This window comes from Saccharopolyspora sp. NPDC049426, assembly GCF_040676935.1.
Lineage (GTDB): Bacteria > Actinomycetota > Actinomycetes > Mycobacteriales > Pseudonocardiaceae > Saccharopolyspora.
In genome coordinates this window covers 32,062-59,061 of record NZ_JBFAPZ010000003.1, presented here as the reverse complement: position 1 = coordinate 59,061, position 27,000 = coordinate 32,062, and the positions used below count along the sequence as shown (strand labels likewise).

Here is a 27,000-nt window from a genome sequence, read left to right as displayed (position 1 = left end):
CGCCCTGCGGGAGCGGGGGCAGGGGGCTTGGGGACTACTCGCCCTTGCGCGCTACGGGGATCTCCTTGGCCGCCGGCGTTTCTCGTCGAGGCATGCGGACGGTCACGATGCCGTTCTCGTAGTCGGCTTTGATGTTCTCGACGTCGCAGCCCGAGGGCAGCAGCATGGCACGGCTGTAGGAGCCGTAGTAGAACTCGCTGTGCGCCTCCTCCCGGTCTTCCTGCTTGCGTTCGGCGTCGATGCGGAGCTGGTCGCCCTCGACGTGGACGTGGACGTCATCAGGATCGACTCCGGGAAGCTCGCACCGCACCACGAAGTCGCCTTCATCGGTGAACGCCTCAACCCGCATCGAATGCCGTTCGCCGAACGGCCAATCGCTCTCCAACATGCGCAACAGTTCCGGCATTCCCGTGCCCGGCCGAGGTAGCAAACTGGCCATGGTTGCCTCCAAGCGTTGGTGTCAACAGTCAGGGTGGGGGGTGTGAGCTCACCGCCGGTAGGGCCGAGAGTCCCTTTCCGCGCACGCAGCACCACCGCGGTCCCATTCCTCTCATGCGTCTCTGCGGTTTCGGGCGTCGTCGCTGCCGGCACGACCGGGCGCTCGCGGGCTTCGGAAGGCGGTCGGCGGGTTCTCTCGGCCAGAACGGACCGCGTCGGGCTGCGATCAAGCATCACCGCGTACACGGTGAGGACGACGAGAGCTCGCAGCGAGCGTTTCCCCGGGGGCGACCATGCATGCAAGGAATCCGCGGATCGTCGTGGGTGTGGATGGATCGCCTGGGTCGCGCGCGGCGCTGCGGTGGGCGTTGCGCTGTGCGGAGCGCAGCGGCGAACGCGTTGTCGCGGTGTTCGCGTGTGGCATTCCGGCGCTGATCGACGTGGCGTTGATGATGCCGCGGGACGAGCAGATCATCTCCGTCGCCGAGCGCGAGTTGCGGCGTGCGGTCGACGAGACGTGCGCGGAAGCTGGACACCGGAGTTCCAGTGGAGAAGCGGGTCGTGCGGCAGGACCCCGTTCGGGCGCTGCTGGACGAGGCGAAGAACGCGGACCTGCTCGTGGTGGGGCGTCGCGGACGCGGAGGGTTCGCGGAAATGCTCCTCGGATCGGTGAGCCGGCACTGCGTCGACCACGCACCGTGTCCGGTGGTCGTCGTCCGGGGTTCGAGCTGAGCAGCGCGTGATCGGGGAGGTGGTGCGCGTGGTTGGTGGTGACCAGGGCGACGGTCCGCAGCGGTTGCCTCGTGCGATCTACGAGAAGGAGCTGTTCCGCCTGCAAGCGGAGTTGGTCGAGCTGCAGGAATGGATCCGGCAGGAGCGAGCCCGGCTGGTCGTCGTGTTCGAAGGGCGGGACGCGGCGGGCAAGGGGAGCACGATCAAACGAGTTGCCGAGCACCTCAATCCGCGCGTGGCGCGCATCGTCGCGCTGCCGACTCCGACGGAGCGGGAGCGCGGGGAGTGGTACTTCCAGCGCTACGTCGCGCACCTGCCCGCTGCGGGCGAGATCGCGCTGTTCGACCGCAGTTGGTACAACCGCGCGGGTGTGGAGCACGTCATGGGCTTCTGCACGGATGAGGAACATCGGCGCTTCCTGCGGCAGTGCCCGGTGTTCGAGCAACTGCTGATCGAGGACGGCATCCTGCTGCGGAAGTACTGGTTCTCCGTGAGCAGGACCGAACAGCAACGACGTCTGCGCAAGCGCAACGAGGACCCGATGCGACGGTGGAAGCTGTCCCGGATGGACCTGGAGTCGATGACTCGCTGGGAGCAGTACTCCGAAGCTCGGGACGAGATGCTCGAAGCAACCGATACTCCACGATCCCCTTGGTACCTGGTCGAGAGCGAGGACAAGCGCCGCGCTCGGCTCAACGTGATCGCGCACCTGCTGTCGACCGTGCCCTACAGCGAGGTACCGCGTCCTCGGTTCGAGCTGCCCGCTCTGCCGCCGCTGTCCGGGCGTCGGCGGCCGTCTCGCGAGCACTACACCTACGTGCCGGACCACGCCGCAACGCTCTGAAGGGTGTTGCAGCGTCGATCGCACCGGTTCTTCGAGTGCGGCGCAGCGCCCTACGACCCACCATAGGTGGGCGCCCGCTCCGCAGCGCCTGCGCCGGCAGAGCCCTCGATGTGATGAGTCCCGGAGCGGATGTCGAACAAGGAGATGCCGATGCCTCAGCAGGAGATGGTCGGACGACGCTTGGCGCGACGACTGACCTGGTTGGACCCGGTCGAGGACAAGCTCCAGCCGCTGGTGCGCGACGCGCTTCGCAAGACCATGCCGCTGAGGAACCTCCTGGATGGGACCTGTCTGGGCGCTCCGCTGCACCCCGCGTTGACCGACGTTCCGGTGGGGGCGATGGCGACGGCGCTGATCCTCGATGCCGCCGAGTCGCTCACGGGCTCGCAACGATGCGGCGAGGCCGCGGACGGCGCGCTGGCGGTGGGGGTGTTGGCGACCCTGCCCGCGGCGCTGACCGGCACCTCCGACTGGCGTGACCTCATGGGTGAGACCAGGCGGGTCGCGAGTGCGCACGCCCTGCTCAACGTTGGCGGCCTCGTGCTGAACATCGCGTCCCTCGTGGGACGCGTTCGGGGCAGTCGCCGATGTGCCAAGGCGAGCTCCGGAGCAGCCTTCGCGCTGTCCTCGATCGCGGCTCACATCGGAGGTGAGTTGAGCTACGGCATGAGCGTCCGGGTCAACCAGGACGCGACCCACACCGGTCCTGCCGAGTTCACCGACGTCCTCGCGGAGGAAGACCTGGCGTCCGATGCGCTGATGCGGCTGGAGGTCGACGGTGAGTCCGTGCTGCTCGCGCGCTCCCGCACGGGCGCACCGGTCGCAATCGCGGCGGTGTGCAGTCACGCCGGAGGCCCGTTGGAGGAGGGCGAGCGGGATGGTGACCGGGTGGTGTGTCCCTGGCACGGCTCTTGCTTCGAGATGGAGACCGGCGAGGTTGTCAACGGACCCGCCGTCTTCCCGCAGCCGCGGTACGAAGCCCGTGTGCGCGCCGGTCGGATCTCGATCCGGCGCGCCGAACCCTGAGCACGGGGCTCGACCACCGACGCCCCGACTCCTATCAGATCGTTCGCCGGTCCTGCACCTGACCGGAAAGTCCGTGGATGATCACCGCTCCACCGTCGCCGTGGCGGAGCTGCGAACACGCCTCGTCGATCGCGTCGCACTGCCGTGGAACGTGGAACTCAGCACCGGCACCGGTGACCTTCCAGCCACCTGCGCGCTGGTCCGGCACCACGTGACATTCATCCGTCTCGCGTTGACCTGCAGGCACGGATCTCGCTCCCCAACGTCGGGTCCACTTCAACCGCTGTGATTCCCGGCTGCGGCGCGGCACAAACCCCGCCGCGCTTGAGCCGCCGTGGTTTCGGAACGGCGCATCCGGGGTAGGAACCGTGCTGCGTGGTCTGGGCGTGAGCCCAAACCGTTCGGCCTGGGAGGGCACCGTGTTCGTACGCGACCTGGACGACGTCACCGGCACCGAAGACGATGTCGAGACACCGAACTGGCGCAGCAAGCGACTCCTGCTCGCCAAGCACGGAGCAGGTTTCTCGGTGCACGAGACGACGCTCCAGGCGAACACCGTCAACGACTTCTGGTACGCCAACCACGTCGAGGCCGTGTTCATCACCCACGGGGAAGGTGAGCTCACCGACCAGGAGACCGGCGACATCTACCAGCTCCGTCCCGGAACGGTGTACCTGCTCGACGGGCACGAGCACCACCAGCTGCGCCCGACGACCGAGATGCGCGCGGTCTGCGTGTTCAGCCCGCCGCTCACGGGCAGGGAGGTCCACGACGAGGACGGCGTTTACCCGCTGATCACCGACAGGTGAGCCCGGCCGCGGTGGCGCGACCATCACCGGAGCGCGTCCGAGGCGGTGCGGAGATCGTTCCGGAAGCCGAGGTACGCGGCCTCGCGGTCCGTGGCGCGCAGGACCGAAGAGGGGTGCACCGTCGCGAGGACGTAGTCCGGGCCGTGCTCGCCGACCTCGAAGCCTTCCGGGAAGTCGAGCAGGACTCCGCGGTTGCGGGTGACGCGGAAGGACTCACCGAACAGCGCCTTGGCCGCGGTCGCGCCCAGGCAGACGACGAGTTCCGGCTTTACCAGGCGCAGTTCGGCGGCGAACCAGGGCAGGCACGCGCGCACCTCGCCCACGCTCGGCTTCTTGTGGATCCGCCGCTTCCCCCTCTCGGCGGGCACGAACTTGAAGTGCTTCACCACGTTGGTCAGGTACACGTCGTCGCGGCGCAGACCGGCTTCGCGGAACGCCCGGTCGAGCGTGCGGCCAGCGGGGCCGACGAAGGGGTGGCCCTCCACGTCCTCGGAAGCGCCCGGCTGCTCACCGACCAGCAGGACCCGAGCTCGGGCAGCGCCCTGACCGAAAACGGCTTGGGTCGCGTTCTCGTGGAGGCCGCATCCCCGGCAGGCCTGGACCGCGCTCTCCATCGCGGACAGGCCACCGGTCGCGGGCACGAACGCCTCGGCGCCGGCTTCTCGCTGCGGCATGGTCCCTCCGTTCGTCCGGCGTCTCCGCGCACCGTTGGTCCCGTTCGGGTACCCGGCCGCAGCAGCGGCACACGAACAGCACGTGACGACGGCAGAAGCGCGCTCAGGCCGTCGACGGCGGAGCCGACGTCGCGGAGCGTGGTAGGAATGGCGATGGCCGATGTCCTCGCGGTTCGCGACTCGGTCCCCAGACCTTCCACCGAGAGGAACGAGATCGATGAGCGAGCGAACACCGGACCCCGATGTCGAGCAGCTGACGATCTGGCGCAACGTGCTGGACGCTCTGGGGCAGCTCGACGCGGCCTGGGGGAGCGTGGTGGACGCCTCCGAGGGCAGCGATGGCGTTGCGAGTTCGTCTTCGCGCTTCCCCGACGGGCTCGCTCTGGCGCTCACCAAGGCGGGGATGAAGGGCTCCCAGGCGCTGGCCGGTATCGCCGATGCGCTGAACCAGCGCTCAGGCGAGGACTTCTCGGAGGTCGCCGAGGCCCAGGCCGAGGCGGACGCGCTCTGGAGCGCGATCCACGCCCGGATCAGCGAGAACGAGTCGGACCAGGACTGATACGGCGAGGGCGGCTCGCCCTCCGCTTCGGTCCGGCGGTTCACCAGGTGGTTCCGGGCGGTGCGTGTTCGGACGTGCGAGCCCGGCCCGATCTGAACCGGCCGCGAGACCAATCGGCCAGTCGCGCTCGCATCGGACGGCCGTCGGGATCGATCACCAGTCGGCCCAGGGGGACCGCCCACAACCGCGTTGCCGCGGACTTCGCGCGCCGGGGGTGGCTGCGCAGTTGCCCGCGTGGTCGAGGTGTCCCCCGCCCGGCCTCGTGCCACGCGTCGAGCTCAGCGGCAGCGCTGCGCAACACCTCCACGCCGTTGCCGGCATCGGCAAGTTCCGAATCGTCCCCGGACTCCCGTCCCAGGTGCTCTCGCCACAACCGGAGGCGCAGTTCGCGCGCGAAGCCGGTCGTCGGTCGCCGGTCGTCGAGCACCGCTGCGGTCAGCTCGGTGTCGTAGGTCCAGGAACGGCGGTTGAGGTTCGCCGATCCTACAGCTGCCCAGCTGTCGTCCATGACGCACACCTTCGAGTGCAGGTAGGTCGGGAGTCCTCTGTCGTTCTCCAGCTCGAAGACGTCGACCCGATCGCCACCGGCCTCCTGCAGCAGCTCCATCGCCTTGTCCTGCGCGGCATCGCAGGTGGCGACTTCCACGGCGCCGCCTTTCTCGGGGTGAGCGGGCACCACGGCGACCAGGCGCAGCTCGGGTTCGCGGCGCAGCGCCGCGGCGAAGGCTTCAGCCACCATCGGGGACCAGAGGAACTGGTCCTCGACGTAGACGAGTCGCCGGGCGCGCCGAAGGGCCTTGGCGTAGCCCCGCGCGACGCTGCGTTCCCCGCTCCTGGCGAACAGGTGCGGAGGGTGTTTCGTCGGGTAGGTGCGCAGCAGCTGCACCGAGTGAGGCCCGCTGCGAGCTGGTCGGGGCAGCCGTTCGGGTAGTTCCTCGGCCTCGGGTTCACCTGGACCGAAGCGGCGTCGGAGCCGGGCGAGGGGACCGCGCAGGCGGGTGACGGCGTCCTGCCAGCGTTCCCGGAAGCAGTGCTCGACGTCGTCCACCGCGGGGCCCCGCACCTGCAGGTGCGCGTCGTGCCAGGCCGGTCGCTCGCCGTAGCGCTCGCTGTCGATGGAGAGCTGGACCTCGCCGTCACCGCGATGCTCGTGCTCGTCCAACCGGCTCGGGCACGGGTCGATCCCGCCCAGGAACGCGATGTCGGTCTCGGGACGTCGCGGGCGCCGGATCACGAGGAACTTCTGGTGGTGACACCCCGCTGGGCGAACTCGCTGGTCCAGCACCACGCCGGCACCCATCTCCCGCAACGAGGAGGCGAAATCCCGGTTCGCGGAAACGAGGTCGTGATCGAGGTCCAGGTACGGCCACCACAGCAGCGCGTGGACCGATGCGCCCTCGCGCAGAACGCGGGCGAACTGCGCCCGCATCGTCGTTCCCGTCCCATCGAGGCGCTTGTCCTGGTCGACGATCCACGCCGAGAGGTAGACCTGGTCACCGGCGTGGACGTCGGACAGTTCAGCGACGAGCCGGGGGAAGTACTCAGCACCGTCGATCAAGGGGTGCGCGAGGTTGCCCTCGGACCACGCGACGTTGCCCGGGCCGAGGGCGTCGAGCCTCGACCACGGGTTGCCGCGCTCGGTGTGCGTCAAGAACCACTCGGCGGGGGCGGCTCCGCTCGTTCCGGTCATGCGCCTGCCAGAAGTGATGGGTTTGCAGCTGATTTCGTCGACCCGCTCCCGCCGGAGTCGCGTGCGGTGTGCGGGTGCGTGGTGGTTGTTCAGAACCAGTGGGTTCGGCCGCCGATCGCGTGGCCGGTGCGGCCGGCGATGGCGAGCACGGCGCCGAGGACGACGGCGACGATGCCGAGGATCCAGATGATCTGGACTCCGGTGAGGTATCCGACGATGAGGAGCACGATTCCGAGCGTGATCATGGCTGCTCGTCCTTTCGCGGTGGGTTGTCCGTATTCCAGGCCTACCCGCTGCGATCAAGTTCTACGCATCGGTGACCGAGGAACGGCGCGGACATCGGCGGTTCACGTCGGGTCGGTGAGGTCGCGCAGGAACAGGCCGGGGGCCGGTTTGGGCGCGAACCACGTCGATTTCGGTGGCATCACGAGGCCCGCGTCGGAGACCGCCATGATCTGCTCGACGCTGGGCGGGCGGGCCACGAACAGCACCGCTTCGTCAGCGGGGTGGCGGCAGCTCTCGGGCGGGCCGTTGCCGCAGGAGGTGGGTGAGATCCCGAGCCCTGGCAGCACTTCCTCGTCGAGCGAGACGATGTCGAGCGAGGTGCGCACGTGCCCGTCCGGGCCGTGCGGCCGCAGCTTCAGCCGGTAGAACTCGTCGGCGAAGCGCACCACCACGACACCCGGTTCCGGGATCGCCGCCGAGCGCCCATCCCACCTCTCCAGCACCAACGAGGAGTCCAGCTTCGCGAGGACCCCTGCGGCCGCTTCACCGGACGCGGGCAGGCAACGGTGATAGCCGAAGACCCGCATCTCGTCGGCGGGGAACAGCGCGGCCAGCGTGAACGCGGCCGGGTGCTCCGGGTCGACGTGGTGGCGCGCGACGTAGCGCTGGGCCGCGGCCATCCGGTGGTGACCGTCGGCGATGTAGAGCGCATCGAGGCCGCGCAGGCCCAGCTCGGTGGCCCGCGCGAGACCCGCGTCGCGCGAGAACCACGCCGTGTGCCGCGTGCCGTCTGCGGCCGTCAGGTCCACGTCGGGCTCGGTCCGGGTCACGCTCTCGGTGACCGAGCGCAGGGCTCGGTCCGGGGAGTGCGCGAGAGTCACGGGCGTCCGCTCGATCCCGGACTTCGCGGTGGACTCCTCCAGCAGCCGTTGGCGGTCGGGCTGGGTGGCCTCGTGCGGCCGGATCCGCCCGGCCTCGTACTCCTCGACCGGGACCTCCACGATGACACCGGTCTGCTCGTGGTTCCCGTTCGCGATGCGGTAGACGACCGCGGCCGGACCGGGCATGCGCTGGTACCGATCCGAGCCGAGCGCTTCCCGGATCCGCATCGCACCGGCCGGGTTCTCGCCGCCGCGGCGGTCCACGCGGAAGCCGCGCGGCAGCCTCGCGATGACTCCTGCGTCGGTCGCCTCGGTGCGCGGGGTGCTCATGACGGGTCGTTCGCGGAAAGGGACGGGGCGAACTCCCGGGTTCGGGGGTTCACGCAATGCAATGCCGTGCCCGCTTTCGCGTACTCCTCGATGACGTGCACGGTCTCGGCGGCGACGGCGGCCTGGGCTTGCTCGGTCGACGCTCCGATGTGGTGGGTGCCGCAGACGTTCGGGTGTGCGGCGAGGCGGGAGCGGAAGGTGTCCGTGCCGGTGGTGGGTTCGTCGGCGTGGACGTCGATCCCGGCCCGGACTCCCTTGGTCTCCATCGCCTCGATCAGCGCGTCCTCGTCGATCAGGTCGCCGCGCGCGGTGTTGAGGATGATCGCGCCGGGGCGCACCTGTGCCAGCAGCTCCCGGTCGACGAGCCGCCTGGTGGTGTCGGTGGCGGGCACGTGCAGCGACAGCACGTCGCAGGTGCGCGCGAGTTCGGGGAGGTCGTCGACGAAGGTGATCCCGATGTCCTGGGCGCGTTCCAGGGTCTGCTGGTCGCGGCCGGGCTTGGACACGGCGTGCACCCGCGTTCCGAACGCGGCGGCCCGTTCGGCGAACGCGAGGCCCACCTGACCGAGCCCGACGACACCGACGTCACGACCGAAGATCCCGCGCGCGTGCGAGTAGCGCTTCTTGTCCCACTTGCCCGCGCGCAGGTCGGCCACGCCATCCGCGATGTTCCGGTCGATGGCCAGCAACAGCGCGCACGTCAGCTCGGCGACCGCGATGGCGTTGCGGCCGGGCACGTTGCAGACGTAGATGCCCAGGCGCGAGGCGGTGTCGGTGTCGATCGTGTTGGTTCCCGAGCCGGCTCTGATCACCAGCCGCAGCGCGTTGGCCGATTCCAGCGCCTGAGCTGTCACGCGGGTGCTGCGCACGACCAGCGACTCGTACCCGGCGATCTCCGCGGGCAGCTGGTCCGCGGTCGTGTCGGGCTCGTAGACGCAGTCGTGCGCTGCGGCGAGTCGGTTCCGGTGTTGCTCGGGGAAGGCGTCGGCGATCAGGATCCTCATCGGGCCCTCCAGACGATCAGCGCACCGCGCGGCGGGGTGGAGACGCGGGAATCCGTGTTGCTCATAACGCACCTCGGTGCTGATGACGCAATGGTGCGGGTGGCGTTCCAGGTGCGTCAACACCTCGTTCAGGGCACGCGTTCGGTGTGAGCCGTCGCGTCAGCGGTGACTGAAATCAACCTGCTCCGGGCGGCAAGGCTCACCGTTCCGAGGAGCTCGCCCGGCGGGATGTCGGCCGGCAGATGATGCGTCGCCTTGCCCTTGCCCTGTTCGGATGTGGGCGCTTCCTCCGCGTCCGGCCTGATCCGGTCGCCGGTGCCCTCGTCGTAGGACGTGTCGTCGTCGGTGCCTGCGGCGGGGATCTGCGTCACCGGTTCACCTTCTGCCGGAGTCGGCTCGTGTTCGCCACGTGTCCCGCTCGCCATGATTACCTCCCAACACGTTCTGTTCGAACGCCCGTCGAGTTACCCGAAGGGGCGATGGCCGCAAACCCGCCCGAGTCCGGCCGCCCACCGGCCGGTGTTGCGGTGACGGTTTCGCGGGTAGCCCGGAAGGCGATCGGCGCGTGTGCTGCTGCGCGCGATGGAAAAGATCGTGGCTTCACCTTCGACGGCAGCAAGGGAGGTGCGGGAGTGCGAACCGCAGCGCGGTCACAGGTCGTCGTGATCACAGGTGCGACCGGTGGGGTGGGGCGGGCCGTGGCCCGCGAATACGCTCGGCGGGCTCGGGGCGTGGCCTTGCTGGCTCGGGGCGGCACCGGGTTGAAGGCGGCTGCTGAGGAGGTCCGTGCCGCCGGATGCGCGGCATTGCCCGTGGAGGTCGACGTCGCCGATGAGGAGCAGGTCAGCGACGCCGCCGACGAGGTCGAGGAACGTCTCGGCCCGATCGACGTCTGGGTGAACGCGGCGTTCACCTCGGTGTTCGCACCGTTCTCGGAGATCGCTCCGAAGGAGTTCCGCCGCGTCGTGGAAGTGGACCTCCTCGGATTCGTCCACGGGACGCACGCGGCGCTGGAACGGATGCGTCCGCGCGATCGAGGAACGATCGTGCAGGTGGGTTCGGCGCTGGCCTATCGAGGAGTGCCGTTGCAGTCGGCCTACTGCGCGTCCAAGCACGCCGTGCAAGGCTTCCACGAGTCGCTGCGGTGCGAGCTGCTGCACGAGGGCAGTGGTGTGCGGGTGACGATGGTGCAGCTCCCCGCCGTGAACACGCCGCAGTTCTCCTGGGTGCTGTCGCGGTTGCCGAAGCATCCGCAGCCGCTGCCACCGATCTTCCAGCCGGAGGTGGCCGCCCGAGCCGTGGTGCACGCCGCCGACCACCCCCAGCGTCGCGAGTACTGGTGCGGGGGCAGCACGGTGGCCACCTTGATCGCCAACGCGTTGGCGCCGGGGGTTCTGGACCGCTACCTCGCCCGCTACGGTGTCGCGGCCCGGCAGACGGACGTGGTCGCCGATCCTGACCGGACCGCGAACCTGTGGGCACCCGCCGACGGAGATTCGGGCCGCGACTACGGAGCACGGGGTGTGTTCGACGACAAGTCGCACACCCGCAGTTGGCAGCTGTGGGCGTCGCAACGCCACGGTGCCCTGGCCCTCGCGGCGGTCGGTGCGGCCGCGCTGGCGGCTGCCGTGGCGTCGAGGCAACGGCGACTCTGACGTTCAGCCCGGAGTCACCGGCCCGAGGGCGTTTCTGGCTCGGTTGCGGCGGCGGGGTCACGACGACAGGGAGGCCGTTAGGGAGATCGTCGTGCCTGCGAGGGCCTGGCTCACGGGGCAGTTGGCCTTGGCGTCCTCGGCTGCCTTGCGGAAAGCCTCCTCGTCGACACCGGGCACGTCGGCCTGGACCGTGAGGTGGATGCCTGTGATGCCCTCGCCCGGTGTGAAGGTGACTTCCGCTCGGGTGTTGAGCTTGGTGGGCGGCGTGCCGGCTTGGCTGAGTCCGTTCGAGAGCGCCATGGAGTAGCAGCTGGAATGGGCGGCGGCGATGAGTTCCTCGGGGCTGGTCTTGCCGTTGGGCTGCTCCGCGCGGGACGGCCAGGACACCGGGTACTGCCCGATCTCGGAGGAGTCCAGGGCCACGGTGCCGGTGCCTTCCACCAGGTTGCCTTCCCAGGTGGTGTGTGCGGTGCGCGTGGTGGTCATTCCGGTCCTTTCGGGTCGGCAGAACGGGGACGCTCCCCGAGGGTGAGCGTCCCCAGCATCCGACCAAACCTGACCGCCCGCACCTCGCGCCTCGACGGCCCCGTGGTTGGCAAGGAGTCAGGTCTTGATGCCGACGGCGGCCCAGATCTTGGTCCGCTCCGGTTCCGCGAGGGTTTCGTGGGGTTCTGAGCGCCACTCCGAGCAGTACACGGCTCCGGGTTCGACGATGTCGAATCCGGTGAACAGCTCGGAGGCCTGGGCGCGGGGTCGGTAGGTGACCGGAACGCTTGTCTCGTCGAAGATCGCTTCGACCTCGCGCATCTGTTCCGGCAGGTCCTCATCGGTGAGGTGGCTGATCGCGAGCGCACTCCCGGGGACGAGCCCCCGGCGGTACCGGGCGAGCAGGTCGGTGACGTCATCGCCGACCCAGTGCAGCACCGCGGCCATCATCAAGGCGACCGGTTGCGAGAAGTCGAGCAGCCCCGCGGTCTCCGGTGCGTTGAGCACGGCTTCGGGATCGCGCAGGTCCTCCTCGATGATCGCCGTGTTGGGCTGATCCTGGAGCAGGCGCCGGGTGTGCGCGGCGGCGATCGGTTCGTTGTCCACGTAGACCACGCGGGCATCGGGGTTCATCTCGTGCGCGGCGTCGTGGACGTTGCCGACGGTCGGAACGCCCGAACCGAGGTCGAGGAACTGGGTGATGCCGCGTTCCAGGCAGAAGCGCACGGCGCGACGCAGGAATGCGCGGTTGGAGCGGACAACGGTTCGCGCGTCGGGATCGACCTCGAGCAGCTTGTGGAACGCCTCCCGGTCGGAGGCGAAGTTGTGGTCGCCGCCCAGGCCGTAGTCGTAGATGCGCGCCGGATTCGGCAGCGAGATGTTGACCTCGTGCTTCGAAAGCCCGATGGCATCACGGGATCCGCTCGCATCAGCGGACGCATCGAGGTGCTCGCCGAACCGGTGCTCTGGCATCGTTCCCCCCCTGGTGGATCGTGATCGCGGGCAGCGATCTTACGCAACCGGGTACACCACCCGGGAGTGCTCCATGAGGGTGATGGCCGGCTGCGACCGGAGGGGCGCGTCCGAACCGAAGTGGACCGGGCGGATCCGGCTGGGTCAGCGTGGGCTCCGCCCCTCACTGGGCGTCGTGACCTCGGTCGTGCCAATCGCGCATGTGCGTGGCGTGCGTGCGCAGGTAGGCGCCGGGTTTGAAGAAGTGGTCGTAGAAGTCCAGGTCGAGGTGGTGGGCCTGGACGTAGTTGAGGATGAACACCGTCGGCACCGTTGCGGGGAACTTGCCGAAGGTGTCGAAGAGGTACTGGGCCTGGAGCGCCACGCAGGCCTTGAACGCGTCGTCGTGGACCTGGGCGCTCCCGCGGAACCCGGGGCTGTCGCTCCAGGCGCCCGGCGTGTCGTGGTGGAACGGACCGCCGGGTCCGAACTTGCGTTCCGCGAAGGCCTCCACCGCCGCCCTCATGTCCTGGTGGTGAGGTGGGCAGTAGGCCTCGAAGACCCCTTCGCGGCCGGTGGGGTTGGGCGTCGACCAGCGCTCGTCCTCGTCGTAGCGGAATCCGAGGCCGGGCACGTCGGGGTCGCCCGAGGCGCCGAGCATCGAGAACCGGTCGATCCCGTCGAACATCCAGCCGCCGAGTCCCATCGCCTGCAGCATGAGCACGCCCGCGTAGCAGGCGGTCGCGAGCTCGGCCGTGGCTTCGGTGAGCGCGTACTGCTCGGTGAAGGTCAGTGGGAACGGTTCGTCGACGTCGACCAGTCCGCTGAACTCGTCGAGGCCGGGGATCGTGCGGTCGTTGATGTCGTCGTAGATCGCGTAGCCGTTCTGGACGAAGAAGCACAGCACGGCGATGAGGTGTTGTGCCAGGTCGGCCACCGGGATGACCAGCAGCGAGCCGGGAACGTTGACGCACCAGGTGTTGTGCCCCTCGAGGTGGGGCTCCTCGGCGGGCAGGTGCAGCCTCGCGGTCGAAAGCTGTTGTGACCGCGCGCGGTGGCGCTCGACCATCAGCTCGGGGGTGACCTCCTCGACCGCCGGGTCGACGAGTGCGCCCGCGTCGCGGGTGGGGAAGTAGTAGAGGCCCGAGTCGTCGGTGAAGAACAATTCGGCGGTGTGGAACCCGGCCGCGGAGGGGAAGGTGCGCCCGGCCGCGCTTCCGGCGTAGTTGGAGACGTGCGGTGCGTAGCGGGCGTGCCGGGTGATCGAGTGGTGCCAGCCCGTCGTGCCGCCCATCGCGCTGAGCACGAGCATCCGTTCGAGCTCGGTGAGCGAAAGGGGTTCGTGCCGGGAGCGGTAGGCGAGGGGGCCGTCGGGGATCTCGTTTCCCATGGCGAAGCGTCGGGAGCGTCGACCGAAGAGCGCTTCCACCAGCGGGAAGGCCGCTAGGTCCGCCATCGCCTCGGTTTCGGCGGGCATCCTCTGGTTGAACTTCACCACGACTGATCATCCCCGTCCCTCGGTGTCGCGGTTCAGTCCAGCGCCGGGGCGGGGAAGTGACCAGAGTCGGAGGTCATCGTTCGCAGTCCACGCTTCGGATCCTGGGGCGAGGAGCACGACCATCGGTCGGAGCGGCATCGCGAGCGCCCGCTAAGGTCTTCCCGCGTGACTACTGCTGAGCAGGTCGAGCGGCTGACGGTGCGGGTGGCGCGGTGGCGGCGGATCATGGCGCTGTGCCTCAGCCCCGTGCTCGGGGCCCTCACCTTCTTCGGGTTTCCCGTGCCGCAGTCGGACGGGCCGGGGTACGCCTTCCGCGGGGTGTTGACGGTCCTCGTGCTCGGGCTGGTGTGGGTCCTGATGCTGCGCACGCGGTTGCTGCTGACGGCGGACGAGATCAGCCAGACGGCGTTCGGCGCGCCTCGGAAACGGGTGGCGTTGGCTGAGGTCGCCGAGGTGCTGCGCGTGCGGGTCGTGGTCACCGGGGAGGGTGGTGCCAAGACCTGGTTCTTCCTGGTCGATCGGGACCGGCGGCGGCTGTTGGCGATCCGCGAGGAGACCTACGACGGCGCGGAGCTGGCCGGCCTGCTCGAACGGCTCGGGCGTCCGGTGGTGGAGCTGCGCGGTGAGCTCTCGGCCAAGGAGCTGGAGCGGCGGCGACCGGGGTTGGTGCCGTGGCACCTGCGGCATCCGGTCTTGATCGGGCTCACGGCCGGGTTCGCGATCGTGGCGCTGGCCGCGGTCGTGGCGATCGTGCTGAGCAGTTGATCAGCACGATCGTTCGCCTTCACGCGTCCTGTCCGGCTTCGGGCAGCGTGGCGATCCGCTGGGCGACGTCGACGAGATCGTGTCCGACGACGTCGGCCGGGATGAACACGTCGCTGTAGACGCCTTCGAGGCGGTCGGCCCATCCGGTGGTGAGTCCGGCTCGTTTGGCGCCGTGGCAGTCGAACGCGTGCACGGCCACCAGGGCTACCTCGTGCGGGGCGCGGCCGATCTGGCTGAGGGCGTGGTCGTAGACGCGGACCGGCGGTTTCCAGCTGTGGACGTCGGCCACGCTGATGACCTGGTCGATGTGGTGATCGAGTGCGTTGTGCTCGAGGAATCGGGTCGTGGTCTCGGTGGTGCCGTTGCTCAGGCAGACCATGGAGATGCCCGCGTCGGCGAGCGTGCGCATGGCGGGTTCGACATCGGGGTGCGCGGGGAGTTCGTGGAACCCGGCCAGGACGTGGGCGATGGCGTCGTCGTCGAGGTCGCCGCGGGAGAGCGTCTTCAACGCTGCCGCGGCGACGGCGGGGAAGGTCGCGTAGTCACCGGCGAGGGTCAGGGCCATGCCGTCGCGCAGGAGTCGGTCGAACCAGCGCTCGAGCAGTTCGGGGGCGAGTCCCGCGTCGGCGAACCGGGGCCGCAGGGGTTCCAGGGACATGAGCGTTTCGACGACGTCGAACGCCACCGTGCGAGGTCGAGTGGGCATGACTTCCTCCTGTCCCGGTGTGGTGGTCATTCAGGTGGGTTGAGGCGGATGCCCGCGAGCTGGGTGGCTTGGGCGACGAGGCGGTCGCGGCTGTCCCAGACGAAGCAGGACTCGTCGACGCGGTTGTCATCGATGAGCTGCGCCTTGTGCAGGATCTGCACCGGGCCGGGTGCGGGCAGCGCGCGAACGTAGGCGGTGAGTTCCAGGGTGGGCACCCAGCCGGTGATCGCGATGTTCATCGTGGCGGGTGGGAAGGAGTCGACGGCGTAGAGCAGTGAGATCGGGTCGAAGTGCTCCCCCTCGGGGAGCTCGAGCCATCCGCGCAGCACGCCGGAGCCGGTCGGGGTGCCCCGGCTGAAGCCGGAGTCGTCCGGATGGATGCGCAGGTCGACCTGGTCCATGATGGCCACGCCTCGGGCCCCGTTGACCGGCTCGCAGTCGTGCTGCGCGAAGGACGCCGGTTCGGGCATGCCGTCGCTCCACTGCGGAGTCGCGTCCGGCGCGAGTACTCCGATGGTGAACGTCGCTTCGACGCAGGGGGTGTCGTCCTGGGTCATGCGGGCGCGCACTTGGCTCGCCGAGCGCCCGGCTCGCAGCACTTCGGTGGCGAGGTGGACGGGGCCGGGTTTGGGGGAGCTCAGGTAGTGCGCGCTGGCGGCGAGCACGTGCTGGTGCGTCGCCGACTGCGTTGCCGCGCGCCCGAGCATCGCGAGCAGGTAGCCGCCGTTGGGTTTGCCGCCGATGGTCCACTCCGGATCGGCGTCGGCGGTGTACACGCCCGGTGAGATCTCGTCGATCCGGCTGACGTCGGCGAAAGTGGTCGTGGTCATGGTCGAATCCGTTCGCTGGTGGTGCGTGTCAGTTCCGGGTCGCGTCGTCCAGGATGGCCAGAGCGTTGGTGATGCCCTGGTCGAGGATCGCATCGGAGAGGGTCGGGTCGGCCATCGCGCGGGCGAGCTGCAGCGTCCCGAAGAGCGTGGCGAAGAGGCTGAGGACGCGCGTGCGCGCCGAGTCCGGGTCGTCCGGCGCGAGGCGCGCGGCGATGTCGTCGGCGATGGTCACCAGACCGTCGGTGTAGGCCTGCTTGACGGTGTCGTCGCAGCGCGCGATCTCGTCGAGCAGTGCCGCGGACGGGCAGCCGCGCTCGGGGGCGTCGCGATGCTCGGGCGAGAGGTAGTCGCGGATGAACCGCTCGACGCCGGCCCTGTCCGGTGCGCGTTCGTCGAGCATCGCTCGTTGCCCGGTCAGCTGCTCCGCGACGACGGTCGTGACGAGGTCGTCCTTGGACGTGAAGTGCTTGTAGAAGGCGCCGTTGGTCAGGCCCGCGTCCTTCATGAGCGTGGCGACTCCGGAGCCGTCGAGGCCGTCCTGCTTGAACCGGCGGCCGGAGGTCTCGATGATCCTCCGCCGCGTGGCGTCCTTGTGCTCCTTGTCGTACCGCACCGCTCCTCCTCCGCACGTGCTGGTCCGCCGCTGGCGGTCCGTGCTAGTTTAAATGGAGTACGGTCGTAATTCAATGGCGCGTGATCTCGACGCCGGGTGAGCGCAGGAGGCAGGTCGCGATGAAGGCGTTCGTCGTCGAGTCCTACGGTGCGGACGGTCTGCGAGCAGCAGACGTGCCCGATCCGGTGGTGGGAGAGCGGGACGTCCTCGTCCAGGTCCGGGCGGCCGGGATCAACCCGTTGGACAAGATGGTCCGCAACGGCGAGTTCAAGCAGCTGCTGCGCTACGAGCGACCGTTCGTCCTCGGCCACGACGTCGCCGGTGTCGTGACGCAGGTGGGCGCCTCGGTCCGCCGGTTCGAGGTCGGTGACGAGGTCTACGCCCGGCCTCGCGATCTTCGGATCGGCGCGTTCGCGGAGTTCATCGCGATGGACGAGGACGACGTGGCGCACAAGCCCCGGTCGTTGTCGTTCGAGGAGGCCGCCGCGGTGCCGCTCGTGGCGCTGGCGGCCTGGCAGGCCCTCGTCGACCTCGCCCACGTCGAGGCCGGGCAGAAGGTCCTCGTGCACGCCGGGGCCGGCGGCTTGGGTTCGACCGCGGTTCAGGTGGCCAAGCACCTGGGTGCTCACGTCGCAACCACCGCGCGCGCCGAGAACGCCGCGGCCGTGCGGGAACTCGGCGCCGACGAGGTGATCGATTACCGGACGACGGACTTCAGCGACGTGCTCGCCGGTTACGACGTCGTGCTCGATTCGCTGGGTGGGGCCAACCTGGAGAAGTCGCTGTCGGTGCTCAAGCCGGGCGGTCTGGCGATCAGCGTGGTCGGCCCGCCCGACCCCGCCTTCGCCGAGCAACTGGGCCGCCCCGTGCTGAAGCCGGTCCTGTCGCTGATGAGCCGCAAGATCCGCAAGCAGGCCAAGAAGCTCGGGGTGCGCTACTCGTTCTTCTTCATGCGCGCCAACGGAACTCAGCTGGCGGAACTGGCCGACCCCTACGGCAGCGCAACGTTGCGCCCCGTGCTCGACCGGACCTTCCCCTTCGCCGACCTCCTGGAAGCCATGGCGCACGTCGAGCGGGGACGCGCCAACGGCAAGGTCGTCGTCACCCTGGACTGACTCGTCCGGGCTGGATCTCACGCAGTTTGGAGCTGGAAGATGACCGAGATCAAAGGTGCCGTCGCACTCGTCACGGGCGGCAGCCGCGGCATCGGCAAGGCGCTCGTGGAGGAGCTGTTCGCGCGCGGTGCGAGCAAGGTCTACGCCACGGCCCGCGACCCGAGAACCGTGACACATCCTGACGCCGTGCCGGTGCGACTGGAGGTCACCGACCCCGACTCTGTCGCCGCCGTCGCCGAACAGGCGGGGGACGTCACGATTCTGATCAACAACGCGGGCGGTTCCGTCGGAGTTCCGATGCTGGACTCCTCGATCGAGGACATCCGGCGGGAGTTCGAGACGAACTTCTACGGCCCGCTGCTGGTCTCCCGCGCCTTCGCGCCGATCATCGAGCGCAACGGCGGCGGTCACGTCCTCAACGCCCACTCGGTGCTGTCCTGGCTGGGCAACGGCGGTTCCTACAGCGCTTCCAAGGCTGCCCTGTGGTCGCAGACGAACTCGCTGCGCTTGGAGCTGCACTCGCGCGGCATCGCGGTCACCGGCCTGCACATGGGGTACGTCGACACCGACATGGCCGCCGGGGTCGACGCCCCCAAGGTCAGTGCGGCCGAGGTCGCCCGGCTGGCGGTCGAGGGCATCCAGGTGGGAGCGCACGAGGTGCTCGCCGACGACCTCTCGCGGCGGGTCAAGGCAGGACTCTCCGCCGACCTGACCGTCCTGTACCCGCAGCTCGCCGGCTGAGTTCCGGCCGCGCGGTCTGCTGGCTCAGCACGATCAACTCGATGTCGCGTTCCGGCGTGGATCTGGAGCGGGGCGGGTTGCGGTGTAACGTTCAGGCGCGCGACACCGGTGGGCCAGGATGATCAGGTCCGCGATACCGGATGTCCTCAGTATTCTCCCGTCTTTCCGGACAAAACTGGCACTGACGAGGGGATCGACCTATGTTGCACCGGGTCGCGGCGGTGGCTGCAGCCGCGCTGCTCACGACGATGACGGTGGCGACGGCGGTGACCGCGGCTCCAGCGGAGCCGACCGCCACCGTCACCAACATCGCTCACCGGGGGGCGTCCGCCTACGCGCCGGAGAACACCCTGGAGGCCGTCCGGCTGGGTGCCGAGATGCGGGCCGACCTCGTCGAGATCGACGTCCAGCAGACCAAGGACGAGCAGCTGGTCGTCATCCACGACACCACGTTGTCGCGCACCACGGACGTCGAGCAGAAGTTCCCCGACCGGGCGCCGTGGAGGGTTTCGGACTTCACGCTGGAGGAGATCCGCACGCTCGACGCGGGCTCCTGGAAGGACCCGCGCTACACCGGCGCCGTCGTGCCCACCTTCGCCGAGGTCCTCGACGTCCGCAACACCCGCCCAGCAGCCTGACAACCGGCTCCCGCAAGCCGACCCGGAATACTCCGGTAATCAGGAATCCGATTACCGGAGTATTCCGTTACTTTCCGGATTACCGCCGTAATCAGGGACCGGATTACGGCGGTAATCCGGGAAGTCGGCGCGGGACGTGACACTCCGGGGCACCCCCGTGCGCCGTCCGCTGCGTGGGGGGCGGTTCGTGGGGTAACAGCGACGCCCCGACCAGGTCATCTCTGGTCGGGGCGTCGCTGTTGCAGGGGGTGGGTCAGGCGCCGTGGAGACGGTCCCAGGGGCCGGTGATGGCGTAGAGGACGCCGGGGGTCTGGACGCTGGCGAAGAGGGTGTTGCCGTCGGGGGAGTAGACGGGGCCGCAGAACTCGCTGTACTGGGGCTCGGCGTCGGTACCGGTGTTGATCTCGTTGCGGGCCAGCGGGTAGGTCTGGCCTTCGAAGGTCGCTCCGAACAGGTGCTGCTGCCCGTCACCGTCCTCGGCGAGGATCAGGCCGTTGCCGCGGGAGGAGACGGTGATGTTGTCGGGGCCGTCGAAGTTGGCGCTGTCGTCCTGGTCGTACTCGAAGCGCAGCTTGAGCTCGATGGTCTGGTTGCGCGGGTTGTAGAACCACACCTGACCGTCGTGCGGGGTGCCCGGGCTGTCTTCGACCCGGGCGTAGCTGCAGACGAAGTAGGCTCCACCGTCGCCCCACCAGGCACCTTCGAGCTTGCGCCCGCGGGTGATCTGGTCGTCGGTGAACTGCTTGCGGATCGAGGTCGTGGCCGCGGCGCGGTCCGCCACGGCCACCCAGGTCACGCCGTAGGTGGTGCCGACCTCGGTCGCGCGGGACAGGTCGTCGACGTGCTGACCGGACTTGTCGGCGGCCTTCATCGCTTCGAAGGTGCCGTCGTCGTCGCCGAGCGCGCGGAGCTTGCCAGGGCCCAGCGGCAGTGCGGAGGCCGGCGGGGTGAAGCGGTAGAACAGGCCGTTCGGGCCCGACGCGTCTTCGGTCTGGTAGATGTGCCCGGTGTTCGGGTCGACGACGGCTGCCTCGTGGGAGAACCGGCCGAGCGCCTTGATCGGCTTCGGGTTCTGGTTGGCCTCGCGGTTGTAGGGGTCGACCTCGAAGGTGTAGCCGTGGTCGAACTGCTGACCGTTCTGACCGGCCTTGTCCTCGGTCTCCTCGCAGCTCAACCAGGTGTTCCACGGGGTGCGGCCACCCGCGCAGTTGGTGGAGGTGCCGGCCAGTGCGACGTACTCGGTGACGCGGTTGCCCTCGGCGTCGACCTCGACCACGGTGCAGCCACCGGGGGAGACCGGGTCGTAGGTGAGGCCGTCGAGCCGGGGCACCGGGAACTCGGGGTTCTGGCTGACCTTGATCTCGTGGTTGTAGACGATCACGCTGCCGCCGTCCGGGCGGATGAAAGCGGCCATGCCGTCGTGCTTCTGCGGCGTGGCTTCGCCGGATTCGAGCTTCGTCTTGCCGGCTTCGGTGACGATCTTGTAGCTGAACCCGGCGGGAAGCGACAGCAGCCCCGCGGGATCGGGTACCAGCGGCCCGTAACCGGCGGGCTGGCCGTTCTCGGCCGAGGCCGGGGCGGCGGCGGTGACTGCTCCGACGTTGCCGACGAGGGCGATCCCGATGCCGCCCAGCAGCGAGCGGTTGACGAACTGCCTGCGAGAGAGATCCATGTGCGACTCCACGTGAGAACGATCGGAACAACGCACCAGCCTCGTCGGCCAGCGGGTACGTTCGATGAACCCGGCGAAGCGAAAGCGCGTCGGCACCGCGAATTCGGCACCTGTTCCGGCGATGTGGGCAGCTTCCTCGGCCACGCTGCCACCCGCGCTCGAACCGCCTCGGCCGGATCCGGGGTGCGGTGCGGCTCGCGTATTGACATGGACGTCAACGTCAACGAGTGTTGGTCGGGATCACCTGCCGTCACTCGTTCCGGAGGGGCTGCTTTGACCACATCCATCCCCGAGTTCGGCCATCCGGCATCGACCTGCGGCGACCCGGAAACCGTTCCCGGACAAGGCTTGTCAACCCCCTGATGTCCGCTTCCCGGGCGCGCGCCGAAGGTCGGCACCGAGGTCACGACAATGGAGTCGTGACGACAAGTGATGCCCAGGAGCGCGCGCGGGCCAATCGCCGGGAGACGTCGGGCCCTCGGCGCGAGGAGCTGCTCGCTGCCGCCGCCACGTGCTTCGACGACCTCGGCTACACGGCGACCACGGTCGAGCTGATCGCGGCTCGGGCGCAGACCTCGCGCCCGACCTTCTACGCCTACTTGCGATCCAAGGACGAGGCGTTCCTCGCGGTCACCGAGCAGGTCTGCGCCCAGCTCGAATCCACCCAGCAGCTGGACGGGATCGAGTCGCTCCCGCCGGTCACCGTGCTGCGGTCGACCACTCGCGCGTTCGCCGAGGCGATCTTCGCCAACGGGTCGCTCGTGGCGCAGATCGACAGCCGTGCCGGGGTCGATCCCGACGTGGACGCGCTGTGGAGCACGCTGCGGCGTCGGCTGGAGCGGCGCTTCACCAACTACCTGTCCGGGCTGGACCCGGCCACGATCGATCCTTGCGTGCCACCCCAGCAGCTGGTGTCGATGCTGAGCGACTCGATCGTCCGCGGCGCCGCCCGCCTCGGTCACGCTCCCGACGAGGACCGCGAGCAGTTCATCAACGATCACATCCGGCTCACCGAGCGCGCCGTCGGCGTCGTTGCCGACTCGCGGCCCGAACCGTAGGAGGCCCGAATGCCGTCGTCCCGCCGTGAAGAGGCTTTGGCCGAGGTCCGCCGCCTGCAGGCGGCCAACTGGCCGGAGCAGGTGCCGGGCACCGTCGTGCACCCCGTCGAGGTTCCCGCTCTGCCCGAACACCTCCGGCACTGGGCCAAGACCCGCCCGGACACCATCGCGATCTCGTTCTACGGCCGCGACATCACCTACGCCGAGTACGACGAGCTCAGCGACCGCTTCGCCGGATGGCTCGGCGAACGCGGTGTGGCGGCGGGGGACCGGGTCGGCGTGTTCCTGAGCAACTGCCCCCAGTTCCTCATTGCGATGGTGGGCGTTCTCAAGGCGGGCGCGGTGCACGTGCCGATCAACCCCATGTTCCGGGGCCACGAGCTGCGGTACGAGCTGGACGACGCCGGTGTGACGCTGCTGCTGGCGCAGGATGAGTTCGCCGACCTCGTGGAATCGGTGCGCGGCGACACGCCCGTGCGGCACGTGGCCTACACCGGTCTCGCCGACCTGCTCACGGCCGAACCCGACGTGCCGGTGCCGTTCGAGCTCACCGCCGAGCGCTCGGACTGGGCCGAGATCAGCGCCTCGGCGCCCGCTGCAGCGCGGCCGAGCGATCCCGACGCGCTGGCGGCGCTCAACTACACCGGCGGGACGACCGGGCTGCCGAAGGGCTGCGAGCACACCCAGCGGCACATGGTCTACACGGCGGCGACGGCCAGCGCGGCCGGCGGGACGCAGGTGGGCGATCCCGATGTCGTGTCGCTGAACTTCCTGCCGGTGTTCTGGATCGCCGGCGAGGACTTCGGCATCCTCAAACCGCTGGTTAACGGCCAGCAGGTCGTGCTGATGACGCGCTGGGACCCGGCCACGGCCGTCACCCTGATCGAGCGCCACGGCGTGACCGACCTGGTCGCCACGGTCGACAACTACGTGGAGCTGATGGACGAACCGGGTTTCGAGGGTGCGCGGCTGTCGTCGCTGCGCAACGCGCTCGCGGTCTCGTTCGTGCTGAAGCTGACCCCGGAGGTCCGGGCGCGGTGGCGGGACGCCACCGGCAGCGTCCTGCGGGAGGCGTCCTACGGCATGACCGAAACGCACACGGCCGACACCTTCACGCTCGGGTTCCAGGACGGCGATCGGGACCTGCACGCGGACCCGGTGTTCTGCGGGCTGCCCGTTCCGGGCACCGACGTGCTGATCGTCGACGACTCCGGCGATCCCGTGCCGGTCGGCACGTCGGGGGAGATCATCGTCCGGAGCCCGTCGATCCTGACCGGCTACTACGGCCGGCCCGACGCGACCGCGGAGACGATCCGCGACGGCTGGCTGCACACCGGCGACGTGGGACGGCTCGACGAGTGGGGAGCCCTGCACTACCTGGCGCGCGCCAAGGAGATGATCAAGACCAACGGGATGAGCGTGTTCCCGTCCGAGGTCGAAGCCCTGCTGCGCCTGCACCCGGCGATCCGGTCGGTATCGGTGGTGCCCCGTCCCGACCGCGCGAAAGGGCAAGTGGCGGTGGCGTTCGTGGTGGTGGACAGCAGCGCCGCGAGCGAGGACCTGCGCGCATGGGCGAAGGACAACATGGCCGGGTACAAGGTGCCCGAATTCGTCGTCGTCGACCAGCTGCCGATGACGGCCACGGGCAAGGTGCGCAAGGGCGAACTGCTCGACCGCGCCGCAGAACTGCCCGCCGCCCGTGACCGCGCGTAGACCGAGGGGTTCGTGACGATGAAGAAGCTCCTGATCGCCAATCGCGGTGAGATCGCGCTGCGCGTCGTGCGCACCGCGCGCGAGATGAGGGTCAGCACCGTGGCCCTGTACGCGGAGGACGACGCGGACACCCCGCATGTGCACGCCGCCGACGAGGCGTTGCCGCTGGTCGGAGCCGGCCCGGCCGCCTACCTCGATCACGCGGCGGTGCTGGCCGCCGCCGCGCGCTCCGGCGCCGAGGTCGTGCACCCGGGCTACGGGTTCCTCTCGGAGAACGCGGAATTCGCGCGAGCCTGCGCCGCGGCGCAGGTCGGCTTCGCAGGACCGGATCCTGCGGTCCTGGAGACCTTGGGCGACAAGGTGTCGGCCCGCGCCGCCGCGGTCGCGGTCGGCGCGCCGGTGCTGCCCGCCACCGCCGGTGCCGCGACGGTCGAGCAGGTGCGCGCGTTCCTCGCCGAGAACCCGGGCGGCATCATGATCAAGGCGCTGGGCGGTGGTGGCGGGCGCGGCATGCGGGTGGTGCGCGACGCCGCTGCGGTGGACGAGGCGTACCGGGCGTGCGCGGACGAGGCCGAACTGGGTTTCGGGAACCGAGAGGTGTTCGCGGAGGCCCTGTTCGACGGTGCCCGGCACGTCGAGGTCCAAGTGGTCGCGGACGGCACGGCGGCCCTGGCGCTCGGTGACCGGGACTGCAGCCTGCAACGGCGGCACCAGAAGCTGCTCGAAATCGCCCCCGCAGCAGGTCTGGAACAGGCAGCGCGTCGCGGTGCGCACGAGGCCGCGGTGCGGCTGTGCCGAAGCCTCGGGTACCGCGGCCTGGCCACGGTGGAGTTCCTGGTGCGGGGCGAGGAGCTCGCGTTCCTGGAGGTCAATCCCCGAATCCAGGTGGAGCACACCATCACCGAGGAGATCACCGCCGTGGACCTGGTGGCCGCGCAGCTCGCCCTCGCGGACGGAGCGGGGCTGCACGACCTCGCGCTCCCGGACGGTGTGGTGGCGGATCCGTCCGGCGTGCGCGGCGAACCCGCGGCCGCCGCGAACACGGCGGTGCAGGCCCGGGTGAACCTGGAAACGATGACCGCCGACGGCGGCGCCGCGCCGACTGCGGGCACGCTCACGACGTTCACCCCGCCCACCGGGCCGGGAGTTCGCGTGGACACCTTCGGTCTGCCGGGCCTGGTCGTGAGCCCGCGGTACGACTCCCTGCTGGCCAAGGTGATCGTGCGCGCGGGAACCCGCACCACCGCGCTCGCCAAGCTCGACGCGGCCTTGGGCGAGTTCGCGATCGACGGAGCCGCCACGAACATCCCCTTCCTGCGCGCCCTGCTCGCCGACGACGAGCTGCGCGCGGGTCCCGTGAGCACCGCGTTCCTGGCGGACAACGTCGCACGACTGGTGGCCGAAGCGGGCGCGAGCACCTCCGCGCCCTCACCCGGCACCGCGTTGGAGCTGGGGCCGGGGGAGGAGGTCGTTCGCGCCCCGATGGCGGGCACCGTCGTCTCGGCCGCCGCTGAAGGCGAGGAGGTTCCCGCGGGCGGCCAGCTGGCGGTGCTGGAGGCCATGAAGATGGAGCACGTCCTGTCCGCCGAACACCCGGCGCGAGTGGTGCGCCCGCTGGTGCCGCCGGGCCGTACGGTGGCTCCGGGCGATCCGCTCGTGGTGTTCGTGCGGACCGACGAGGTGGAGGCCGAATCGGCCTTCGAGCTCGACCTGGACTCCTCCCGGCCCGACCTCGACGAGTTGCTCGAACGGCAGGCCATCACCCAGGACTCGGCACGCCCCGAGGCGGTGGCCAAGCGTCACCGCCTCGGTCGCCGCACCGCGCGCGAGAACATCAGCGACCTGGTGGATCCGGGCAGCTTCGTCGAGTACGGGTCCCTGGTTCTCGCGGCCCAGCGCAGCCGACGGTCCGAACAGGACCTGATCACCAACACTCCGGCCGACGGACTGGTCGGCGGCGTCGCGACCATCGGCGCGGACCGGTTCGGCCGGGCGGCGGCCGAGGCCGTGGTGATCTCCTACGACTACACGGTGCTCGCCGGGACGCAAGGGATGCGCAACCACGCCAAGACCGACCGGATCCTCGGGGTGGCCCGGGACCGGGAGGTTCCCGTGGTGCTGTTCGCCGAGGGCGGTGGTGGCCGACCCGGCGACACCGATGTGGATGTCGTTGCGGGGTTGGACGTTCCGACGTTCCGCTTGCTGGGATCGCTGCGCGGCGCTGCGCCGACGGTGGCGATCGCCTCCGGTCGCTGCTTCGCCGGGAACGCCGCCCTGGCCGGTGCCTGCGACGTGGTGATCGCGACCCCCGAGGCGAACATCGGCATGGGCGGGCCCGCGATGATCTCCGGCGGTGGGCTAGGGGAGTACCGGCCCGAGGACATCGGACCCATCGACGTCCAGCGCCGCAACGGTGTCGTCGACCTGGTCGCCAGGGACGACGAGCACGCCGTCGACCTGGCGCGCCGGTACCTGGCGTACTTCCAGAGCCCGCTGTCCCCGGGCGAGGGCATCGAGTGGGAGGCGCCCGATCCGCGGCTGGCCCGGCACGTGGTGCCCGAGAACCGGTTGCGCGCGTACGACGTCCGCAGCGCCATCGACGCCATCGTCGACGTGGACTCGGTGCTGGAACTGCGCTCGGACTACGGCGTGGGCATCGTGACGGCGTTGGTCCGGGTGGAGGGCGTGGCGCACGGCCTGGTGGCCAACAGCAGTCACCACCTGGGCGGCGCGATCGACGCCGAGGCGGCGGACAAGCTGGCCGACTTCCTGGCGCTCTGCGAATCGGGCGGGTTGCCGATCGTCTCCCTCTGCGACACACCGGGATTCATGGTGGGACCGCGGGCGGAGGAGGACGCGACGGTCAAGCGCTTCGGCGAGCTGTTCGTGCTCGGCGCTCGCCTGACGGTGCCGTTCGGCGCGGTCGTGCTCCGCAAGGGCTACGGGCTGGGCGCGATGGCGATGACCGGCGGCTCCTTCCGGGCCCCGCAGTTCACCGTGGCCTGGCCGACCGGTGAGATCGGCGGGATGGGTCTGGAGGGATCGGTCCGGCTGGGCTACAGCAAGGAGCTCGCAGCCGCACCCGACGAAGCCGCACGGCAGCAGCTCTACGACAGCCTGGTCGCCGAGGCCTACGAGCGCGGCCGCGCGCTGCGCGCGGCCACCACCTTCGAGCTCGACGACGTCATCGACCCGGCCGACACCCGCCGCTGGATCAGCACGCTCCGGCCCCGCGACTGACCCCGCGAGACGCTGAAGCGCAACAGGTCGGGGAGACCGTTCGCCGTCGCTCAAAAGCACTGCGGGCGAACCCGGCTCGGGCGGGGGTCTGACTTATTGAGACACCG

General features: G+C 69.7%; 28 protein-coding genes and 1 pseudogene. 14 read left to right on the top strand and 15 right to left on the bottom strand.

The window, feature by feature from the left end; all coding sequences use genetic code 11:
- Positions 1 to 34: 34 nt before the first annotated feature.
- Positions 35 to 388, bottom strand: a complete 354-nt coding sequence (locus tag AB0J78_RS06390) for an Hsp20/alpha crystallin family protein (RefSeq protein WP_363787606.1) — start codon at positions 386 to 388, stop codon at positions 35 to 37.
- 343 nt (positions 389 to 731) lie between these two features.
- On the opposite strand from AB0J78_RS06390, the pseudogene AB0J78_RS06385 reads away from it, so the two are divergent.
- The 4 genes and pseudogenes from AB0J78_RS06385 to AB0J78_RS06370 all read left to right on the top strand — a co-directional run.
- Positions 732 to 908: pseudogene (locus AB0J78_RS06385) on the top strand (universal stress protein); the annotation flags it as partial.
- Positions 909 to 984: 76 nt separating this feature from the next.
- Complete coding sequence (locus AB0J78_RS06380) at positions 985 to 1,170, top strand: universal stress protein (RefSeq protein ID WP_363787605.1); 186 nt, start codon at positions 985 to 987, stop codon at positions 1,168 to 1,170.
- A gap of 28 nt (positions 1,171 to 1,198) precedes the next feature.
- On the top strand, positions 1,199 to 2,014 hold the full coding sequence (gene ppk2 / locus AB0J78_RS06375; RefSeq protein ID WP_363787604.1) for a polyphosphate kinase 2: 816 nt from the start codon (positions 1,199 to 1,201) through the stop codon (positions 2,012 to 2,014).
- Between the two features lie 150 nt (positions 2,015 to 2,164).
- The gene (locus AB0J78_RS06370) at positions 2,165 to 3,040 is read left to right on the top strand and encodes a Rieske 2Fe-2S domain-containing protein (protein ID WP_363787603.1); all 876 of its coding nucleotides are present in this window, start codon (positions 2,165 to 2,167) and stop codon (positions 3,038 to 3,040) included.
- A gap of 34 nt (positions 3,041 to 3,074) precedes the next feature.
- Here AB0J78_RS06370 and AB0J78_RS06365 read toward each other — a convergent pair whose 3' ends face one another.
- Complete coding sequence (locus AB0J78_RS06365) at positions 3,075 to 3,287, bottom strand: DUF2188 domain-containing protein (RefSeq protein WP_363787602.1); 213 nt, start codon at positions 3,285 to 3,287, stop codon at positions 3,075 to 3,077.
- Positions 3,288 to 3,459: 172 nt separating this feature from the next.
- On the opposite strand from AB0J78_RS06365, the gene AB0J78_RS06360 reads away from it, so the two are divergent.
- On the top strand, positions 3,460 to 3,849 hold the full coding sequence (locus tag AB0J78_RS06360) for an ectoine synthase (RefSeq protein WP_363787601.1): 390 nt from the start codon (positions 3,460 to 3,462) through the stop codon (positions 3,847 to 3,849).
- A gap of 23 nt (positions 3,850 to 3,872) precedes the next feature.
- Here the strand turns inward: AB0J78_RS06360 and AB0J78_RS06355 are convergent, their stop codons facing one another.
- The gene (locus tag AB0J78_RS06355) at positions 3,873 to 4,523 is read right to left on the bottom strand and encodes a UdgX family uracil-DNA binding protein (protein ID WP_363787600.1); all 651 of its coding nucleotides are present in this window, start codon (positions 4,521 to 4,523) and stop codon (positions 3,873 to 3,875) included.
- A gap of 217 nt (positions 4,524 to 4,740) precedes the next feature.
- On the opposite strand from AB0J78_RS06355, the gene AB0J78_RS06350 reads away from it, so the two are divergent.
- Positions 4,741 to 5,082, top strand: a complete 342-nt coding sequence (locus tag AB0J78_RS06350) for a hypothetical protein (RefSeq protein ID WP_363787599.1) — start codon at positions 4,741 to 4,743, stop codon at positions 5,080 to 5,082.
- A 40-nt stretch (positions 5,083 to 5,122) separates the two neighbouring features.
- Here the strand turns inward: AB0J78_RS06350 and AB0J78_RS06345 are convergent, their stop codons facing one another.
- The 5 genes from AB0J78_RS06345 to AB0J78_RS06325 form a co-directional block, all read right to left on the bottom strand.
- On the bottom strand, positions 5,123 to 6,772 hold the full coding sequence (locus AB0J78_RS06345; RefSeq protein ID WP_363787598.1) for a phospholipase D family protein: 1,650 nt from the start codon (positions 6,770 to 6,772) through the stop codon (positions 5,123 to 5,125).
- 89 nt (positions 6,773 to 6,861) lie between these two features.
- A complete protein-coding gene (locus tag AB0J78_RS06340) occupies positions 6,862 to 7,017 on the bottom strand; it encodes a hypothetical protein (RefSeq protein ID WP_363787597.1) in 156 nt (51 codons plus the stop codon).
- A 102-nt stretch (positions 7,018 to 7,119) separates the two neighbouring features.
- On the bottom strand, positions 7,120 to 8,208 hold the full coding sequence (locus tag AB0J78_RS06335) for a DUF1015 family protein (protein ID WP_363787596.1): 1,089 nt from the start codon (positions 8,206 to 8,208) through the stop codon (positions 7,120 to 7,122).
- Positions 8,205 to 9,212, bottom strand: a complete 1,008-nt coding sequence (locus AB0J78_RS06330) for an NAD(P)-dependent oxidoreductase (protein WP_363787595.1) — start codon at positions 9,210 to 9,212, stop codon at positions 8,205 to 8,207. Before AB0J78_RS06330 ends, AB0J78_RS06335 begins: the two co-directional genes overlap by 4 nt.
- A 128-nt stretch (positions 9,213 to 9,340) precedes the next feature.
- Positions 9,341 to 9,583, bottom strand: coding sequence for a hypothetical protein (locus tag AB0J78_RS06325; RefSeq protein ID WP_363787594.1), 243 nt, complete (start codon positions 9,581 to 9,583; stop codon positions 9,341 to 9,343).
- A gap of 261 nt (positions 9,584 to 9,844) precedes the next feature.
- Here AB0J78_RS06325 and AB0J78_RS06320 point away from each other — a divergent pair, with 261 nt between their 5' ends.
- On the top strand, positions 9,845 to 10,867 hold the full coding sequence (locus AB0J78_RS06320; RefSeq protein WP_363787593.1) for an SDR family oxidoreductase: 1,023 nt from the start codon (positions 9,845 to 9,847) through the stop codon (positions 10,865 to 10,867).
- A 57-nt stretch (positions 10,868 to 10,924) separates the two neighbouring features.
- On the opposite strand, the gene AB0J78_RS06315 is transcribed toward AB0J78_RS06320, so the two are convergent.
- The 3 genes from AB0J78_RS06315 to AB0J78_RS06305 all read right to left on the bottom strand — a co-directional run bounded on the left by AB0J78_RS06315 (position 10,925) and on the right by AB0J78_RS06305 (position 13,802).
- Complete coding sequence (locus AB0J78_RS06315) at positions 10,925 to 11,353, bottom strand: OsmC family protein (protein ID WP_363787592.1); 429 nt, start codon at positions 11,351 to 11,353, stop codon at positions 10,925 to 10,927.
- Between the two features lie 117 nt (positions 11,354 to 11,470).
- Positions 11,471 to 12,325: an SAM-dependent methyltransferase gene (locus AB0J78_RS06310; protein WP_363787591.1), complete on the bottom strand. Its 855-nt coding sequence runs from the start codon at positions 12,323 to 12,325 to the stop codon at positions 11,471 to 11,473.
- Positions 12,326 to 12,488: 163 nt separating this feature from the next.
- Positions 12,489 to 13,802, bottom strand: coding sequence for a hypothetical protein (locus tag AB0J78_RS06305; protein WP_363787590.1), 1,314 nt, complete (start codon positions 13,800 to 13,802; stop codon positions 12,489 to 12,491).
- Between the two features lie 165 nt (positions 13,803 to 13,967).
- Between AB0J78_RS06305 and AB0J78_RS06300 the strand changes: the two genes are divergently transcribed.
- Positions 13,968 to 14,567: a hypothetical protein gene (locus AB0J78_RS06300; RefSeq protein ID WP_363787589.1), complete on the top strand. Its 600-nt coding sequence runs from the start codon at positions 13,968 to 13,970 to the stop codon at positions 14,565 to 14,567.
- Between the two features lie 19 nt (positions 14,568 to 14,586).
- Here the strand turns inward: AB0J78_RS06300 and AB0J78_RS06295 are convergent, their stop codons facing one another.
- From AB0J78_RS06295 to AB0J78_RS06285, 3 genes are read right to left on the bottom strand one after another with little or no spacing between them, the layout of a single operon-like run.
- Complete coding sequence (locus AB0J78_RS06295; protein WP_363787588.1) at positions 14,587 to 15,273, bottom strand: haloacid dehalogenase type II; 687 nt, start codon at positions 15,271 to 15,273, stop codon at positions 14,587 to 14,589.
- Between the two features lie 26 nt (positions 15,274 to 15,299).
- Positions 15,300 to 16,103 (bottom strand): thioesterase family protein, encoded by an 804-nt coding sequence (locus tag AB0J78_RS06290; protein WP_363787587.1) that lies wholly within the window; start codon positions 16,101 to 16,103, stop codon positions 15,300 to 15,302.
- Positions 16,104 to 16,131: 28 nt separating this feature from the next.
- Positions 16,132 to 16,716 carry a TetR/AcrR family transcriptional regulator gene (locus tag AB0J78_RS06285; protein WP_363787586.1) on the bottom strand — a complete coding sequence of 195 codons (585 nt, stop codon included), beginning with the start codon at positions 16,714 to 16,716 and terminating at the stop codon, positions 16,132 to 16,134.
- A gap of 80 nt (positions 16,717 to 16,796) precedes the next feature.
- Between AB0J78_RS06285 and AB0J78_RS06280 the strand changes: the two genes are divergently transcribed.
- The 3 genes from AB0J78_RS06280 (at position 16,797) to AB0J78_RS06270 (ending at position 19,210) form a co-directional block, all read left to right on the top strand.
- The gene (locus AB0J78_RS06280) at positions 16,797 to 17,831 is read left to right on the top strand and encodes an NADP-dependent oxidoreductase (RefSeq protein ID WP_363787585.1); all 1,035 of its coding nucleotides are present in this window, start codon (positions 16,797 to 16,799) and stop codon (positions 17,829 to 17,831) included.
- Positions 17,832 to 17,870: 39 nt separating this feature from the next.
- On the top strand, positions 17,871 to 18,572 hold the full coding sequence (locus AB0J78_RS06275; protein WP_363787584.1) for an SDR family oxidoreductase: 702 nt from the start codon (positions 17,871 to 17,873) through the stop codon (positions 18,570 to 18,572).
- 200 nt (positions 18,573 to 18,772) lie between these two features.
- On the top strand, positions 18,773 to 19,210 hold the full coding sequence (locus AB0J78_RS06270) for a glycerophosphodiester phosphodiesterase family protein (RefSeq protein WP_363787583.1): 438 nt from the start codon (positions 18,773 to 18,775) through the stop codon (positions 19,208 to 19,210).
- A 253-nt stretch (positions 19,211 to 19,463) separates the two neighbouring features.
- Here AB0J78_RS06270 and AB0J78_RS06265 read toward each other — a convergent pair whose 3' ends face one another.
- Complete coding sequence (locus tag AB0J78_RS06265; protein ID WP_363787582.1) at positions 19,464 to 20,882, bottom strand: alkaline phosphatase PhoX; 1,419 nt, start codon at positions 20,880 to 20,882, stop codon at positions 19,464 to 19,466.
- Positions 20,883 to 21,301: 419 nt separating this feature from the next.
- On the opposite strand from AB0J78_RS06265, the gene AB0J78_RS06260 reads away from it, so the two are divergent.
- Genes AB0J78_RS06260 through AB0J78_RS06250 form a run of 3 tightly spaced genes read left to right on the top strand, consistent with a single transcriptional unit; the run spans position 21,302 to position 26,893 of the window.
- Positions 21,302 to 21,940 carry a TetR/AcrR family transcriptional regulator gene (locus tag AB0J78_RS06260; protein WP_363787581.1) on the top strand — a complete coding sequence of 213 codons (639 nt, stop codon included), beginning with the start codon at positions 21,302 to 21,304 and terminating at the stop codon, positions 21,938 to 21,940.
- Between the two features lie 9 nt (positions 21,941 to 21,949).
- Positions 21,950 to 23,653 carry an AMP-binding protein gene (locus AB0J78_RS06255; RefSeq protein ID WP_363787580.1) on the top strand — a complete coding sequence of 568 codons (1,704 nt, stop codon included), beginning with the start codon at positions 21,950 to 21,952 and terminating at the stop codon, positions 23,651 to 23,653.
- 18 nt (positions 23,654 to 23,671) lie between these two features.
- On the top strand, positions 23,672 to 26,893 hold the full coding sequence (locus AB0J78_RS06250; protein ID WP_363787579.1) for a carboxyl transferase domain-containing protein: 3,222 nt from the start codon (positions 23,672 to 23,674) through the stop codon (positions 26,891 to 26,893).
- Positions 26,894 to 27,000: the final 107 nt, after the last annotated feature.

What these genes read in the sequence shown, in the direction of transcription:
- AB0J78_RS06390 (WP_363787606.1), bottom strand. Translation starts at nt 388, where the DNA reads ATGTTGGAGAGCGATTGGCCGTTCGGCGAACGGCATTCGATGCGGGTT.
- AB0J78_RS06370 (WP_363787603.1), top strand. Translation starts at nt 2,165, where the DNA reads ATGCCTCAGCAGGAGATGGTCGGACGACGCTTGGCGCGACGACTGACC.
- AB0J78_RS06355 (WP_363787600.1), bottom strand. Translation starts at nt 4,523, where the DNA reads ATGCCGCAGCGAGAAGCCGGCGCCGAGGCGTTCGTGCCCGCGACCGGT.
- AB0J78_RS06350 (WP_363787599.1), top strand. Translation starts at nt 4,741, where the DNA reads ATGAGCGAGCGAACACCGGACCCCGATGTCGAGCAGCTGACGATCTGG.
- AB0J78_RS06345 (WP_363787598.1), bottom strand. Translation starts at nt 6,772, where the DNA reads ATGACCGGAACGAGCGGAGCCGCCCCCGCCGAGTGGTTCTTGACGCAC.
- AB0J78_RS06340 (WP_363787597.1), bottom strand. Translation starts at nt 7,017, where the DNA reads ATGATCACGCTCGGAATCGTGCTCCTCATCGTCGGATACCTCACCGGA.
- AB0J78_RS06335 (WP_363787596.1), bottom strand. Translation starts at nt 8,208, where the DNA reads ATGAGCACCCCGCGCACCGAGGCGACCGACGCAGGAGTCATCGCGAGG.
- AB0J78_RS06330 (WP_363787595.1), bottom strand. Translation starts at nt 9,212, where the DNA reads ATGAGGATCCTGATCGCCGACGCCTTCCCCGAGCAACACCGGAACCGA.
- AB0J78_RS06315 (WP_363787592.1), bottom strand. Translation starts at nt 11,353, where the DNA reads ATGACCACCACGCGCACCGCACACACCACCTGGGAAGGCAACCTGGTG.
- AB0J78_RS06310 (WP_363787591.1), bottom strand. Translation starts at nt 12,325, where the DNA reads ATGCCAGAGCACCGGTTCGGCGAGCACCTCGATGCGTCCGCTGATGCG.
- AB0J78_RS06295 (WP_363787588.1), bottom strand. Translation starts at nt 15,273, where the DNA reads ATGCCCACTCGACCTCGCACGGTGGCGTTCGACGTCGTCGAAACGCTC.
- AB0J78_RS06290 (WP_363787587.1), bottom strand. Translation starts at nt 16,103, where the DNA reads ATGACCACGACCACTTTCGCCGACGTCAGCCGGATCGACGAGATCTCA.
- AB0J78_RS06275 (WP_363787584.1), top strand. Translation starts at nt 17,871, where the DNA reads ATGACCGAGATCAAAGGTGCCGTCGCACTCGTCACGGGCGGCAGCCGC.
- AB0J78_RS06270 (WP_363787583.1), top strand. Translation starts at nt 18,773, where the DNA reads ATGTTGCACCGGGTCGCGGCGGTGGCTGCAGCCGCGCTGCTCACGACG.
- AB0J78_RS06265 (WP_363787582.1), bottom strand. Translation starts at nt 20,882, where the DNA reads ATGGATCTCTCTCGCAGGCAGTTCGTCAACCGCTCGCTGCTGGGCGGC.
- AB0J78_RS06255 (WP_363787580.1), top strand. Translation starts at nt 21,950, where the DNA reads ATGCCGTCGTCCCGCCGTGAAGAGGCTTTGGCCGAGGTCCGCCGCCTG.
- AB0J78_RS06250 (WP_363787579.1), top strand. Translation starts at nt 23,672, where the DNA reads ATGAAGAAGCTCCTGATCGCCAATCGCGGTGAGATCGCGCTGCGCGTC.